The 13,639-nt window shown below is 63.7% G+C and carries 11 protein-coding genes and 1 riboswitch; of the genes, 4 read left to right on the plus strand and 7 right to left on the minus strand.

What is annotated here, in order from left to right:
- Positions 1-120: 120 nt before the first annotated feature.
- Together G486_RS0117545 and G486_RS0117550 are read right to left on the minus strand one after the other, a co-directional pair.
- Entirely contained in the window at positions 121-1,254 is a 1,134-nt protein-coding gene (locus G486_RS0117545; RefSeq protein ID WP_027016694.1) for a branched-chain amino acid ABC transporter substrate-binding protein, read from the minus strand.
- Between the two features lie 163 nt (positions 1,255-1,417).
- The gene (locus G486_RS0117550; RefSeq protein ID WP_027016695.1) at positions 1,418-1,942 is read right to left on the minus strand and encodes a 6,7-dimethyl-8-ribityllumazine synthase; all 525 of its coding nucleotides are present in this window, start codon (positions 1,940-1,942) and stop codon (positions 1,418-1,420) included.
- Between the two features lie 97 nt (positions 1,943-2,039).
- A riboswitch (FMN riboswitch) is annotated at positions 2,040-2,201 on the minus strand.
- Between the two features lie 239 nt (positions 2,202-2,440).
- Between G486_RS0117550 and G486_RS24135 the strand changes: the two genes are divergently transcribed.
- The gene (locus tag G486_RS24135; protein ID WP_156920088.1) at positions 2,441-2,872 is read left to right on the plus strand and encodes a hypothetical protein; all 432 of its coding nucleotides are present in this window, start codon (positions 2,441-2,443) and stop codon (positions 2,870-2,872) included.
- 101 nt (positions 2,873-2,973) lie between these two features.
- Positions 2,974-3,657 carry a DUF4124 domain-containing protein gene (locus G486_RS0117560; RefSeq protein ID WP_034388317.1) on the plus strand — a complete coding sequence of 228 codons (684 nt, stop codon included), beginning with the start codon at positions 2,974-2,976 and terminating at the stop codon, positions 3,655-3,657.
- A gap of 90 nt (positions 3,658-3,747) precedes the next feature.
- Here the strand turns inward: G486_RS0117560 and G486_RS0117565 are convergent, their stop codons facing one another.
- Positions 3,748-4,704, minus strand: coding sequence for an NAD-dependent epimerase/dehydratase family protein (locus G486_RS0117565; RefSeq protein WP_027016698.1), 957 nt, complete (start codon positions 4,702-4,704; stop codon positions 3,748-3,750).
- A 104-nt stretch (positions 4,705-4,808) separates the two neighbouring features.
- Between G486_RS0117565 and G486_RS0117570 the strand changes: the two genes are divergently transcribed.
- Both G486_RS0117570 and G486_RS0117575 read left to right on the plus strand, forming a co-directional pair.
- Positions 4,809-5,858: a CDP-6-deoxy-delta-3,4-glucoseen reductase gene (locus G486_RS0117570; RefSeq protein WP_027016699.1), complete on the plus strand. Its 1,050-nt coding sequence runs from the start codon at positions 4,809-4,811 to the stop codon at positions 5,856-5,858.
- A 99-nt stretch (positions 5,859-5,957) separates the two neighbouring features.
- Positions 5,958-6,926, plus strand: coding sequence for a Bug family tripartite tricarboxylate transporter substrate binding protein (locus G486_RS0117575; protein WP_027016700.1), 969 nt, complete (start codon positions 5,958-5,960; stop codon positions 6,924-6,926).
- A 118-nt stretch (positions 6,927-7,044) separates the two neighbouring features.
- Here the strand turns inward: G486_RS0117575 and G486_RS0117580 are convergent, their stop codons facing one another.
- The 4 genes from G486_RS0117580 to ptsP all read right to left on the minus strand — a co-directional run bounded on the left by G486_RS0117580 (position 7,045) and on the right by ptsP (position 13,608).
- The gene (locus tag G486_RS0117580; RefSeq protein ID WP_027016701.1) at positions 7,045-8,064 is read right to left on the minus strand and encodes an SIS domain-containing protein; all 1,020 of its coding nucleotides are present in this window, start codon (positions 8,062-8,064) and stop codon (positions 7,045-7,047) included.
- Positions 8,057-9,160 (minus strand): N-acetylglucosamine-6-phosphate deacetylase, encoded by a 1,104-nt coding sequence (locus G486_RS0117585; protein ID WP_027016702.1) that lies wholly within the window; start codon positions 9,158-9,160, stop codon positions 8,057-8,059. The genes G486_RS0117580 and G486_RS0117585 overlap by 8 nt, the downstream gene beginning before the upstream one ends.
- A gap of 127 nt (positions 9,161-9,287) precedes the next feature.
- Positions 9,288-10,988, minus strand: a complete 1,701-nt coding sequence (nagE, locus tag G486_RS0117590; RefSeq protein WP_027016703.1) for an N-acetylglucosamine-specific PTS transporter subunit IIBC — start codon at positions 10,986-10,988, stop codon at positions 9,288-9,290.
- 64 nt (positions 10,989-11,052) lie between these two features.
- The gene (gene ptsP / locus G486_RS0117595) at positions 11,053-13,608 is read right to left on the minus strand and encodes a phosphoenolpyruvate--protein phosphotransferase (protein ID WP_027016704.1); all 2,556 of its coding nucleotides are present in this window, start codon (positions 13,606-13,608) and stop codon (positions 11,053-11,055) included.
- Positions 13,609-13,639: the final 31 nt, after the last annotated feature.

Genomic DNA, 13,639 nt, shown 5'->3' on the forward strand with positions numbered 1-13,639 from the left:
AGCCAAGCCCCCTGGAGTCTGCGGGTCTATGCCCAGGCCTTGGCGATGAGAGTCCCGCAGCGTCTGCCCTTGCGTAAAAAAGCCCGCATGCTGCGGGCCTGCGAGCAAGCGTCTGCCCAGTCAATCCAGAGCCGTCTTCTGCCCGTTCTTGAACACGCTCAGCGTGTAGGTGGGATTTTTCATCTCGCCATTCTTCTCGAAGGCAATCCTGGCGGTCACCCCCGAATATTCGCTCTTTTGCAGAAAGGGAATATAGACCTTGGGATCCCAGGAGTTGGCGCGCTTCATGGCATCGGCCATGAGCATGGTGGCATCGTAGAAGTAAGGGCTGTAGACCTGAAACTGCCCGGGGAACTTGGCGTCGTAGCGTTTTTTCCATTCCATGCCGCCAGGCATCTTGGCCAGGGACGATCCCCCTTCGGCGCAGACCACATTCTCCAGGGGCTTGGCCCCTGCAGCCACCTTGGCCAGTTCCAGCACGCAAATGCCATCGCCGCCAAGCAGCTTGATGTCATTCATGCCCAGTTGCCCCATCTGGCGCAGCATGGGGCCGGCCTGTCCATACATTCCGCCATAGAAGATGGCTTCGGGCTTCTTGGCCTTGATCGAAGTCAGAATGGCCATGAAGTCCGTGGCCTTGTCGTTGGTGAACTCGCTGGCCACGACTTTCACCCCCAGTTGCTGGGCCTCTTTCTTGAACACATTCGCCAGCCCCTGGCCATAAGCCGTGCGGTCATCGATGACTGCCACGTTCTTGAGCTTGACCGTCTTGCCCACGTAATTGGCCAGAGCTGCGCCCAGAGCGTTGTCGTTGGCGATCACGCGGTAGGTCGTGTTCCAGCCGGGCTTGGTCAGGTCGGGGTTGGTGGCCGCCCCGGTAATCATGGGGATGCCGCAGTCCTGAAACACCTTGGACGAAGGAATGGCCACGCCCGAGTTCACAAAGGCGACCACGCCAGCCACTTTCTCATCGCAAAGTTTCTGCGCAGCCGCCGTGCCTTGCTTGGGATCGGCCACATCATCTTCGGCAATCAGTTGGAACCTGACCTTTTTGCCCCCGATCTCGAAGCCCTTGGCATTCAGATCGTCCACGGCCATGCGCACGCCGTTTTCATCATCCTTGCCGAAGTGCGCCTGGGGCCCCGAGACCGGGCCTATATGGCCTATGCGGATGATCTGCTCCTGGGCCCAGGCCGCACCAGCTCCCATGCCGGATGCCAAGGCCACGATACACAACTGGCGAAAACTCTTCATTGCGTACTCCTCACAGCTAGGAAAAGCGCCACGTTATGCGCCGCTTCACTGCTTGGCAATGCGCGTTATGCCGCGTGACCGCATTGCCACACTTGGCCCTGGATCAACGCTTTCGCTCAGCGACTGGCGCACAAACTGTGTTTCATGCGCCAGTACATGGGAGTTATGCGGCCCTGGACAGATCCTCGACCAGATCCAGCTGGGTCAGTGCCGCCAGGCAGGCCTGGGCAACTTCAACACCCTTTTTCACAAAATGAGCGCTGAAAAACTCGATGTGGTCGCCATGCTCATGGAAGTCGCGCGGTGTGAGCACGGCCGAGAACACCGGCACATCGGTATCCAACTGCACGCGCATCAGGCCGTCGATGACGGCTGCCGAGACGAACTCATGGCGGTAGATGCCGCCATTCACGACCAGGGCACAGGCGATGATGGCGTCAAAGCGCCCGCTCTGGGCCAGCTTCTTGGCCAGCAACGGAATCTCGAATGCACCCGGCACATTGAAGTGAGCGATCTGGCCTGCAGGCACGGCATGGGCCTGAAGCTCGGCTGCCAGGGAATCACGGGCCCTGTACACCACATCGGTATGCCAGCTCGCGCAGATCACGGCCACGCGGCTGCGTGCTGCCACGGCCTTGGAAACAGCGGGCTTGATCTGGGTGGGAAGGGAAGCAAAAGTCTGATTCATGATGATCTTTTTGAATGAAGACAACAGAATCAGGGCGCGCGCAACAGCAATGCACAACAAGCCTCCGTGCAAGACAGGACTTGTTGATGCAAATGCTGCGCGATCTCTTTCATCCGGACTATGACCGTCGGCTCTGGCATCTCACCAGATCTGCTGACCCCGGCAGGCAGGCCTGTCGGGCGCTCGCGGGCTGCCGCACCAGACCTTGGTCTGCACGGATACCGCCGGTGGGGAATTTCACCCCGCCCTGAGAACGCAGTTCTTCGCGCAAGCTGATGCGCGCAGAACCCGGCCATTCTAGCTCGATGCAAATGGTAATAAGAGCAAAGCTTTGGAGGCCCCAGACCTAGGCTGTCAACGCAAAGCCTGCCGCACGCGTCTTAAGAGAACACCAGAACGTGTTAATCACCTTCATACTGACCTTGCTGAAGCTAGGCCCGCGCCCCCTCAAGACATGCATCTGGCCATTTGCCACCGGCCACCCAGGAGACTTTGCACATGCACGACGAACCCAAGCGACTTCGCTCTCCCATGCGGGCTTTGCTGGCGCTGGGAGCCAGCAGCCTGCTCACGGCCTGCGTCCTGCCGCCGCCAGACCACTACAGTGCAGGCTCTCCGATGATCGGGGTCGGCACAAGCATCTACTACGAAACCTATCACACGCCCTACTACGCCCCCTATTACGGGCAGCCTCCGCTGGGCGCTGGCATACATCACCACCGACCTGTGCCCGTCTACCGCGAACAGCACCGCAGACATGAACACCGACACCGTGAGCATGGCCGGCCCCAGGAGCGGCCTCAGCGTCCAGGCTGGCAAGGCCATCACAGACCCAGGCACCAAGCCCAGCCTCCAGGGTCTGCAAGGCCTTCCCATCCAGGTCCCAGGCACAGACCCGAGCACCGCAGCGAACGGGACCCAAAGCGCTGACCTTGCGCAGGCCAGGACGCAGCGCAAACCATGCACGAGTGCCACGAGTTCCAGCAACAGATAATCGCGCCATTGCCTTGCTCTCAAGGGAGGAATCCGCCATGCAGCGGCCAATCACACACGCCTATCACCCCCGGCTCTTGCGCCCATCACCGGCCTTGATCGTGATCACGGGGCTATGCCTTGCCGGCCTGTTCTGCACGACACAGGCCAGCTCCCAGGTACTGCGCTGCACCAACCCCAAGACGGGAACGGTCACCTACACCAACGGCAGTTGCGCAGCCACCGACTCCGGCCTGCAAATCCAGGCTGCGCCTTCGCCAGAAGAGGTTGAGCGTGAGCGGGCCCAGGCCAAGGAAGCCCTGGAGCGCCTGGACCAGCAACTAGCACGTGACGAAGCTGCGCGCCGCGCCCGCATCCAGCAGGAGCAGCGCGAAAAGCGCGAACGTGAACGTGCTCAGGCCCAGAACGGCAATGCGAGCTCCCCTGCCTGCGATATTGCCAGGCGCCGTCTGGACGCCATTTTGGCCGAGGAGAAGCCAGAGCCAGTCAGCTGGAGCAGCCGCAGCCAGCTGGCTCAGCAGCGTATGGAGATGGCCTGCATGAGTCCCCAGGCCTATGAGCAGCTGCAGCAAACCCGGGCCTTGCAACCAGTCCATATCCACCGCCCCGGCTGGGCCGTGGCTCCCAGACCGCCACGTCCTCAGCCGCCGCCAGCGCCCATCACCTCCTGCAATGTGTTTCGCTGCTATGACCGCAACGGTGGCATTCACCCCATCCCCTGACCCCGGGAGGCCTCTCGACAAGGGGCGATCTTCTTGTCTGGCTGCGTCAGCGTCGCTCGCAACGCTTGACGCTCAGCGCCCTGGCAAGCGCTAGCCGTCCTCGCTCAGCCCCAGGGCCACATGAGGGTAGCGCAGTCTCAGGCCCAGCTCATGCTTCAGACGGCCGTTATCCAGCCTGCGCGACTCGCCCATGAAGCTCAGCAGGCTGAGGGGCAGCTCGCGCTGGGCCTGGGGACGACTGATGCGCGCCGGCCTTGGCAGGCCATAGATGTCGGCTGCCAGATCGAAGTAGTCTCCCATGCGCAGCTCGCTGTCGTCGCAGACGTTGTAGGTCCGCTGCGGCCTGCCGCGCCATAGAGCGAGCAGGCAGGCACGCGCCAGATCGTCGGCATGGATGTGGCTGGTGAACACATCATCCTCAGACCTCAAGACCGGGGTTCCACGCAGCAGGCGCGCACGCGGCGTGCCGCCTGCGCGGTCCGGGGCATAAATGCCGGGGATGCGCAAGATACTGGCCCGCTGACCCAGGCGGCCTGCAAAGCGCACGGCAAGCTCGGCGTTCACACGTCTTTGGGCGCGCGCCGTGGAGGGAGCAGCAGGCCGGCTCTCGAACACTTTTGCACCCTTGCAGTCGCCATAAACCCCGCTGGTCGATCCGTAGACCAGGCTCCGAGGCCTGGAGCGCAGATGCAGAGCGCGCAGCAAGACCGTGGTACGCGGATCCAGCCACCAGGGACCCAGCTCCTGCGAGGAGTTCGGCGGAGGCGCCAGATGAACGATACGCGTGGCCAGCCCTGCCAGCCGCCGGATCGAAGCCGCCTGGTCGAGGTCGCCAAGCAGGGGCGTGACTCCACGCATCCTGAGCTCGGCCATGCGCGGCCCGCCACGCGTCAGCGCCAGCACCCGAGGCCGCCGGCCCGTATGGACCTGGCCGTGCTGCAATGCCGAAGCCACGCGCAGACCGACATCGCCACAACCTACGATGAGCACGCGCTCACGGCGAAAGCGCGCCGGCAGCGCGCCCAATGGGTTTTGATTTGAGGGCAAAATCCTGACCTGTTGCGAGGGCGGCACCCGCGCGCCGCCAGTGCGGCCGCAGCATGTCCGCCAGGGGAATCAAGGCGTTTCAACGCCCCAAGGATACAGAGAACATGAGCGAGATTGCGAACAACTCCTACGATATCGCTGTCCAGCCCAGCGGCCGGGCCTTTACTGCACAGGCTGGCGAAACCATTCTGGCTGCGGCCATACGCTCCGGCGTGGGCCTGCCATACGGCTGCAAGGACGGAGCCTGCGGCTCCTGCAAATGCAAAAAGGTCAGCGGCGAAGTCACCCACGCCCACCACTCCGACAAGGCCTTGTCCGCCGACGAAGAGGCCGCCGGCTTTGTGCTCACCTGCTGTGCCACGCCGCATACACCCGTGGTTCTGGAGTCGCGCCAGGTCACGGATGCGAGCGCCTATCCGATCAAGAAAATGCCGGTGCGCGTTGCAGCCCTCACACCCCAGTCGCACGACGTCATGCAGTTGCGCCTGCAACTGCCTGCGGCGGACAAATTCCGCTATCACGCAGGCCAGTACGTGGAATTCATACTGCGCGACGGTGCACGCCGCGCCTATTCCATGGCTACGGCGCCGCACTTCCAGGACACTGCCCCCGGAATTGAGCTGCACATACGTCACATGCCTGGCGGCAAGTTCACCGACCACGTCTTCGGCTCAATGAAGGAAAAAGACATCCTGCGCGTGGAAGGCCCGTTTGGCAGCTTCTTCCTGCGCGAGGACAGCGACAAACCCATGATCCTCCTGGCCTCGGGCACAGGCTTTGCCCCAGTCAAGGCTTTGATCGAGCACATGCAGCACAAGCAGATCCAGCGCCCCACCGTGCTCTACTGGGGCGGTCGCCGACCTGCCGACCTGTACATGGACGGCTGGATGCGTGCGCAGACAGCAGCCATGCCCAGCTTGAGCTATGTGCCCGTGGTGTCGAACGCCCTGGCCGAAGACGGCTGGAGCGGGCGCACGGGCTTTGTGCACCAGGCCGTGCTCGACGACTTTGCCGACCTCTCTGGCCACCAGGTCTATGCTTGTGGCGCACCCATCGTCGTGGACTCCGCGCGCAGCAGCTTCACCGCCGAGCGCCATCTTCCCGAGGAAGAGTTCTTCGCCGATGCCTTCACCAGCGAGGCCGACAAGCTCTGACAGCGCACTCATGTCCTCAGCGCATACGGGATGCAAAAAAATTGCAATGAGGTTTCATAAAGAAACAGTCCTGGCAATTTTTTTGCACAATAGCGCCCCATGAACCGTAGAAACAGCCTTCTCTCGGTCTTCGCAGCCATGGCTGCCCTGGCCTCTCCTCTTGCCCTGGCTCAAGAGCCCGTACGTCTCATCGTTCCCTATGCACCTGGCGGGCCTCTGGATATCACCTCCAGAGCCCTGGCCGAGCGCGTGCGCGAATCCCTGGGCGTGGTCATCATCGACAACAAGGCCGGCGCGGGCGGCAATATCGGTGCCGATGCGATCGCCAAGGCCGCACCGGACGGCTTGACCATCGGTCTTGCAGCCACCGCCACACATGCGGTCAACCCCTGGCTTTACGCGCGCATGCCTTACGACGCGAGCAAGGACTTTGCAGGCATCACACAAATGGTGCGCGTGCCCAATGTGCTGGTTATGAACGCAGCGCGTGCCGAGCAGCTCGGGATCGGCTCCGTGGCCGACCTGATCGCCTATGGCAAGGCCCATCCGGGCAAGCTCAACTACGGCAGTGGCGGCAACGGCAGCTCGGGCCATCTGGCTGGCGAGATGCTCAAGCAAAAGGCCGGCATTTTTGCCCTCCACGTGCCTTATCGCGGTGCCAATCCGGCTCAGTTGGCGCTGCTGTCGGGCGAGGTGGACTTCAACATCGACAACCTGGCTGCAGCCGCGCCCAACATCAAGTCGGGCAAGCTCAAGGCCCTGGCCGTGACCTCATTGAACACCTCGCCGCTGCTGCCCGGCGTACCGGCACTCTCCCAGACCTTTCCAGGCTTTGCCATAGACACCTGGTGGGGACTGGTTGCGCCCGCAGCAACGCCCAAGCCGGTCCTGGAAAAGCTCAGCAAGGCGTTTACCGAGGCGCTCAAGGCGCCCGAGACCAAAACCCGCTTCGAAGCCCTGATGGCCGAGCCCGTAGGCTCGACTCCAGCCGAGTTCGACAAATTCATGGCCGCCGAGCGCGCCAAATACCAGAGCATCGTCAAGGCTTCGGGCGCGCAAGTGGATTGATGCATGATCCGCTGAGAGCGTGTTCACGATCTCCTCGCGGCGCGCCAGTGTCTTTGCGGGATGGGATACGAGACGCGACACCGCAAACCTGCGGTTTGCCGGGTCGTGTCAGCCGCTCTTAACGTGTCTCCGTGACCTTGCGCAAATGCCGGGGTTCATCAGGCTCGCGCCCTCGCGCACGCGCGAGTTGCTCGGCCGCAGGATAAAAGCTCTGTATGGCCGAGATCGGATCCAGCAGCACATGGGCTGTCTCGGCGATCGGCAATGCGACCTGGGGGGTGCCTGCAGGTGCGGCCAGCAGCACTTTTGCGCCACGCGAGCGCATCTCCGAGGCAAAGGCGAGCAAGCCCATTTGCTCGGGCCCACGCGGTGCGAACACCAGCAGTGGATAGTCCTTGTCGATGATCTCCATGGGGCCGTGCCGCACCTCGGCGCCGGAAAAAGCCTCGGCCTGTATGCCCGAAGTTTCCTTGAGCTTGAGCGCCGCCTCCTGGGCAATGCCCAGCCCGCTTCCGCGCCCGACGACCATCATTTTCTCGACACCCGCCAGCTCATGCGCGAGCGCCGACCAGTCCTGCTCCAGAGCCACAAGCAAAGCGGCCGGCAAAGAGGCCAGCGCATCAAGCAGCTGCGTATGCCCATAACGCTCATGCTCCAGATGCGCAACAAGCAAGGCAGACATGGAAAGCATGGCGATATAGCTCTTGGTCGCCGCCACGCTGTGCTCCACCCCGCCGGCCAGAGGCAGGCTGTAGGCACAGGCCCTGGCCAAAGGCGAGTCCGGCATATTCACCAGGGCCAGCGTGGCCGCGCCCTCACGGCGCAGGGCCTGCATGGTCTCCACCAAATCCGGGCTGCGTCCCGACTGCGAAAAGGCCACGGCCAACTGCCCGTGGACCTTCATGACACTGTCATGCAGGGTAACCGTGGACATGGGCAAAGAGGCCACAGGCAGCCCCAGCCGACTCATGACCAAACCTGCAAAATAGGCCGCAGCATGATCCGAGCTGCCGCGCGCCACCGTAAGCACCACGGACAAGTTCTGGCCTGCCAGCTCCTGAACGAACGCACTGACCAAGCCAATCTGCTCCAACTGGACAGCAACCACGCCCGGGGCGCTGCGCGCCTCCTCAAGCATTTTCGACACAGCATTCCCCTTCCACATAGACGGCCATCACTTCAAGCTCGCGACTCAGGACCGTGACATCGGCCCAGGCTCCGGCAGCCAGCACCCCTCGGTCGGCCAGGCCCAGGTACTGGGCCGGATAAAGCGACACGCGCCGCGATGCATCCTCTACATCCAGGCCCAGAGCCACAAAATTGCGCAGTGCCTGATCCATGGTCAGCGCACTGCCTGCCAGCGTGCCGTCGGCCAGACGCACGCTGCCCCGGGTCTTGAACACGGTTTGATCGCCCAGGTGATAGCTGCCATCGGGCATGCCGGCAGCCGCCGTGGCATCGGTCACTGCATACAGGCGCGGAATTGCGCGCAGTGCTGCCCGTATGGCCCCCGGATGCACGTGCAGCAGATCGGGAATCAGCTCCGCGAACTCGGCATGTGCAAGAGCCGCAGCCACCATGCCCGGCGCCCGGTGCTGCAGCGCCGTCATGGCGTTGAACAGATGCGTGAAGCCGCTCGCGCCATGCGCCAGCGCAGCGACTGCGTCCTCGTAACTACCCAGCGTATGCCCGAGCTGAACCCGCACGCCGCGCCGTGCCAGCAAAGCAATGATGTCCAGATGGCCGGGCAGTTCGGGCGCCAAGGTGACGACCCGGATCGGGGCCGCCGCCAAATACTGCTCCACCTCTTCGCGTGTGGCCATTGCCGAGGCATCGGCCTGGGCGCCCAGCTTGCCGGGGTTGATGTAGGGTCCCTCCAGATGCACGCCCAGCATGCGCGCCGCACCCTTGGGCCGTTCACGGCCCGCTCTCTCCAGTTGCTGCAGCGCGGGCAGCAGCACGGAATACGGCGAAGTCATGGTGCTGCCCAGAAGACTGGTCGTGCCAAAGCGTACATGGGTGCGCAAAATGCCGGGCACGGCCTGTTCACCATCCATGAAGTCGGCCCCGCCTCCCCCATGGTTGAGAAGGTCCACAAAGCCGGGGAGCACATAGGGTGCGTCATTGCGCTCCGGCACAGCCGAAACTCCTTCTATGCGCGCAATGCGTCCATCCTCTCCCGTATGGATCTGCCCCAGAACCCAGCCCCGGGGCGTGAGAATATTGCCCTTCATATCATCTCCAGGAACACCAGGCCCGGCACCGCGTGGATGGAGGGCAGCGCCGCTGCACTACGTGTCATGGATTTACTCCTTTGCAAGAACTGCGGGCCAGCAAAAGCTCCGGCCCTGCATAAAACACTCACGGCTTGCCGGCCAGGGCGCGCTCGAAAGCTGCGGCGTATTCATCCGCAGAGTGTCCAAGCACGATATGCGCCGTGTCATCAGCCACCCACATCAGCCCGCTGACCTCCCCTGCCGGGCGCTTGCGCACCACGACGCGCAGACGGCTGCCAGCGACCTGATCAACACTGACGATATTGGCCAAGCCCCCTAGAGTCTCTATCCAGTGGCGAGCCTCCATGGGTATGCCTTGGACCAATGCAGGAGCTACCGGCTGCGCGTCATTCGCGGCGGCCTTGGTCTGCTCTTGGAGCGCTTCATCCAGGCTCATGAAGGCGCGAATTTCGTCGGCAATGCGCTCGGCCTGAGGCCCGATCACCACCTGCACGGCCTGGGGAGTGAGCCTCAGCAGGCCCACGGCGCCCAGGGCTTTGAGCCTGGACTCCGAAACGCTGTCGGCGTTGACCACGCTCAGACGCAGGCGTGTCGTGCAGGAGTCGACCTCGCGCAGATTGGCTGTGCCACCCAGGGCCAGAACATAGCTTTCGGCCTGACTGCGGCCGGATGCTGGCTTGACCGCCTCCGGCTCGGCCGTTGTTGCAGCAACCGGCTCACGGCCCGGAGTCAGCAACCGAAAGCGGCGGATGCAAAACCGGAAAACCGTGTAATAGACCAGGGCGTACACAGCTCCCAAAGGCAGAGCCATCCAGCCATTGCTCGACAGCCCGTAGCCCAGCACATAGTCGATGGCACCTGCCGAGAAAGTGAACCCCAGGTGGATGTTGAGCAGCTCGCAGATGGCCAGGGACAGCCCTGTCAGCACTGCATGCAGGCCGTAGAGCAAGGGCGCCAGAAACATGAAACTGAACTCAACAGGTTCGGTGATACCGGTCAGAAACGAGGTCAGCGCCATGGAGAACAACAAGCCGCCGACCACGGCACGTCGTTCACGCGGGGCTTCGTGGTACATGGCCAGGCAGGCAGCCGGCAGGCCGAACATCATCACCGGGAAGAACCCCGTCATGAAGGTGCCGGCGGTCTTGTCGCCCGCGAAGTAGCGATGCAAGTCACCCGTGACCACAGCAGCGGTATTCGGGTCCGTGTAGGAGCCGAACACAAACCAGGTCAAGGTGTTGATCACATGGTGCAGGCCCGTCATCACCAGCAGCCGATTCAGCGCACCGAACACAAAGGCGCCTATGGGACCTGCCGTGGTCAGCCAGGTGCCTGCGCCATTGATACCCGCCTGCACGGGGGCCCAGATGTAGGCCAGCACAATGCCCAGCACCAGGCAGACCAGCCCCGTCACAATGGGCACGAAGCGCTTGCCCCCGAAGAACCCCAGATACGAGGGAAGTGTGATGTTTCTATAGCGGTTGTAGAGCAGGCCCGCGATCACCCCCGTCAAAATACCGGCCAGCACGCCCATGTTGAGCGACTTGTCCATGGTCTTGAGCACGGCCGTCAGCACCAGATAGCCAATGGTGCCGGCCAGTGCCGCCGTTCCGTTGTTGTCCTTTGCCAGGCCAACGGCCACACCTATGGAAAACAACAAGGCCAGGTTGGCGAAGACCGCATCGCCGGCCTGGGCCATGAGCGCGATGTTCAGCACATCGGGCTGGCCCAGACGCAGCAGCAGGCCTGCGATAGGCAGCACCGCAATCGGCAGCATCAAGGTGGCGCCAAGGCGCTGCACCTTGGCAAGCAGGTTTAGCTTCATCAAAGTCTCCTTTGCTTGTGGGCACCCAGGCCCGTGGCAGTTGACATGGAGTCCTCAGCTTTTCTCATGACGGCCAGCGTTGCCGGCTTTGCGCCCGCACCGCTTGGGCCGAAGGCAGGTTCAGCAGGGACTGGACCTGCTCTCGGCACTCGTCCTGCGAGAGGCTGCGCAGGCGTGCCTTGACGCCGGGTACAAGACCCGCATCGACCGACAGCTCGGCAACCCCCAGCCCGACGAGGATCGGCACCGCCAGCAGATCGCCTGCCAGCGCGCCGCAGACACCAACCCAGCGCTTGTGCCGTGCCGCACCCCGCACCGTGGCCTCGATCAGGCGCAGCACGGCGGGGTGCAGGCCGTCGAGACGATCGGCGAGCTCCGGCTGGCAGCGGTCCATGGCCAGTGCGTACTGGGTCAGATCATTGGTTCCTATGGAGAGAAAGTCCGCATGCTCGGCCAATTGATCCGCGAGCAGCGCTGCGGATGGGACCTCCACCATCACCCCCAGCTCCACGGGCTGGGCGCCGCGCATGCTTTTGGCCAGCCGCAGAATGTGCTCGCGCAAGGCAATGAGCTCGCCCACCTCGGTCACCATGGGCAGCAAGATGCGCAGCGGCCCCGGGGTGCGCAATGACAGCAGCCCCTGCAATTGGTCTTCGAGCAGTTGCGGGCTCCACCGGGCCAGGCGGATGCCGCGCAGGCCCAGCGCCGGGTTGGGCTCGTGCGGCAGACTCAGATAGCCCACCTGCTTGTCGGCACCTATGTCCAGCGTACGGATGATGGCGCTGCGCCCGCCCAGGGCATCGACGATGGCCTGGCATGTCTGCGCATGTTCGGCGATCGTGGGCGCATGCCTGTGACTCATGAACAGCATCTCCGTGCGCAGCAGGCCTACGGCATCGGCACCATGGGCCACGGCCTGACGGGCATCCTCCAGGCTGCCGATGTTGGCCGCGACCTCGATGCGCTGACCATCGCGCGTCACGGCCGGCGCGTGAGCAGCCTCGCGCTCGACCTCGCGGCGCAACTGGCGCTGCTGCACACGCGCTCTGGCACTGGAGAGGGCTGCAGCATCGGGAAGCAGGTCCAGCCGGCCGTTGTCCGCATCGACGATGACTTCAGTGCCCCCAGCCGCCTGCCCCAGCCCGCTGCCCACGGCAACCAGGCAGGGCAGGCCCAGCTGACGCGCAATGATGGCCGCATGCGATGTGGGCCCACCACCCGCCATCAGCAGGGCGACCACGCGTGACGCATCCAGCCCTATGAGATCCGAAGGCATGAACTCGTGCGCTGCCAGAACCACGCTGGCCTCGCCCTCGGGCAACCTCAATGCCTCTTGCCCAGGCTGGCCGGGCTCGGCCATCAGGCAGCGCAGAACACGCTGCTCCAGATCACGCATGTCGCTGGCGCGCTCGGCCAGCCTTTGCTCGTCGAGCGCCGACAGGGCCGCTGCCTGATCACGCATGGCCTGGCGCCATGCAAAGCCTGCGCTCTTGCCGGCAGCGATCAGGCGATCGACCTGCAACTGCAGCGTGCGATCTTCGAGCAAGGCACGATGGACGGCGAAGATCCCGGCCTCGCCAGTTGCGCCCTGGCGCTCGGCCTGGGCAATGGCCTGCGCCAATTGCGCATGGGCCTGCTCCAGGGCCTGACTCAGCGCCTGGCGTTCATGCTCCAGACCTTGTCCGGCCTCGGCAGGCTCGAATTCTGCCGGACTCCACCAGAACAGCGATCCCACGGCGATGCCGGGCGCAGCCACCACAGGCCCGTGCCCGGCAAGCGCAGGCTGCGTCCGGCCAGCATCAGGGGTCCCGGGCAGGGTATCGGCCTCTCCAGCCGCTTGGCGCTGCAGCTCGGCGATCACCGCACTGGCAGCCTCTGCGGCGTCCACACCGCCGGCCACCAGTTCGAGAGTGGCCGACTCGCCAGCTCCCAGGTTGAGCAGCTCCACCAGGCTGCTCATGCGGGCCTGGCGCCCCTGGTAGTGCAGGAGCACATCGGCATCAAAGGCTTTTGCCACCGCCATGGCCCTGGCTGCAGGGCGTGCATGCAGACCGCCAGGACAGGCCAAGGCAAACGAGCGGCGGATGCTTGCCGGAGCAAAGGCCTGCAGCGCAGGCGGTGCGGGGGGCGCAGCGGACTCTGCAGACTTCGGGCATATGCGCAGCACTTCGCCCCTGCCGGCCTGCACCACGGCCGGGCCGACGCTCTTTGCCACGCTGAAATCCTCGCCATTGCCGAGCACCAGCATCGTCATGAGGCTGGGTGCAGTCGCAGCGATGCGGTCGGCATCGAAGCGTATGAGCACATCGCCGGCCTGCACCAGATCGTTCTCAGCAACGCAAGGCTCAAACCCCTGGCCGCGCAGCTTGACCGTGTCGATACCTATGTGCAACAGGATTTGCGCTCCATTGGCCGCCGTCAGCGTGAGCGCATGGCCGGTACGCGCAAGCTGGGTAATCCGGCCATCGCAGGGCGCAAGCAGTTCAGCCGAGGTGGGATCTATGGCCAGGCCGGGGCCCAGCATGCCGCTCGAAAAGACGGGGTCGGGCACCTGGGATAACGGAGCCAGCAAACCACTTAACGGAGCAATCAATACCAACTCATTATGGGACTCGGGCATTTCTTTTCCTGTCATTCGCCCAAAGCCGGGC

Source organism: Comamonas composti DSM 21721, assembly GCF_000429845.1.
Taxonomy (GTDB): domain Bacteria; phylum Pseudomonadota; class Gammaproteobacteria; order Burkholderiales; family Burkholderiaceae_C; genus Comamonas; species Comamonas composti.

Coding starts and splice junctions, on each gene's coding strand:
- G486_RS0117545 (WP_027016694.1), bottom strand. CDS start 1,254: ATGAAGAGTTTTCGCCAGTTGTGTATCGTGGCCTTGGCATCCGGCATG.
- G486_RS0117550 (WP_027016695.1), bottom strand. CDS start 1,942: ATGAATCAGACTTTTGCTTCCCTTCCCACCCAGATCAAGCCCGCTGTT.
- G486_RS24135 (WP_156920088.1), top strand. CDS start 2,441: ATGCACGACGAACCCAAGCGACTTCGCTCTCCCATGCGGGCTTTGCTG.
- G486_RS0117560 (WP_034388317.1), top strand. CDS start 2,974: ATGCAGCGGCCAATCACACACGCCTATCACCCCCGGCTCTTGCGCCCA.
- G486_RS0117570 (WP_027016699.1), top strand. CDS start 4,809: ATGAGCGAGATTGCGAACAACTCCTACGATATCGCTGTCCAGCCCAGC.
- G486_RS0117575 (WP_027016700.1), top strand. CDS start 5,958: ATGAACCGTAGAAACAGCCTTCTCTCGGTCTTCGCAGCCATGGCTGCC.
- G486_RS0117580 (WP_027016701.1), bottom strand. CDS start 8,064: ATGCTTGAGGAGGCGCGCAGCGCCCCGGGCGTGGTTGCTGTCCAGTTG.
- G486_RS0117585 (WP_027016702.1), bottom strand. CDS start 9,160: ATGAAGGGCAATATTCTCACGCCCCGGGGCTGGGTTCTGGGGCAGATC.
- nagE (WP_027016703.1), bottom strand. CDS start 10,988: ATGAAGCTAAACCTGCTTGCCAAGGTGCAGCGCCTTGGCGCCACCTTG.
- ptsP (WP_027016704.1), bottom strand. CDS start 13,608: ATGCCCGAGTCCCATAATGAGTTGGTATTGATTGCTCCGTTAAGTGGT.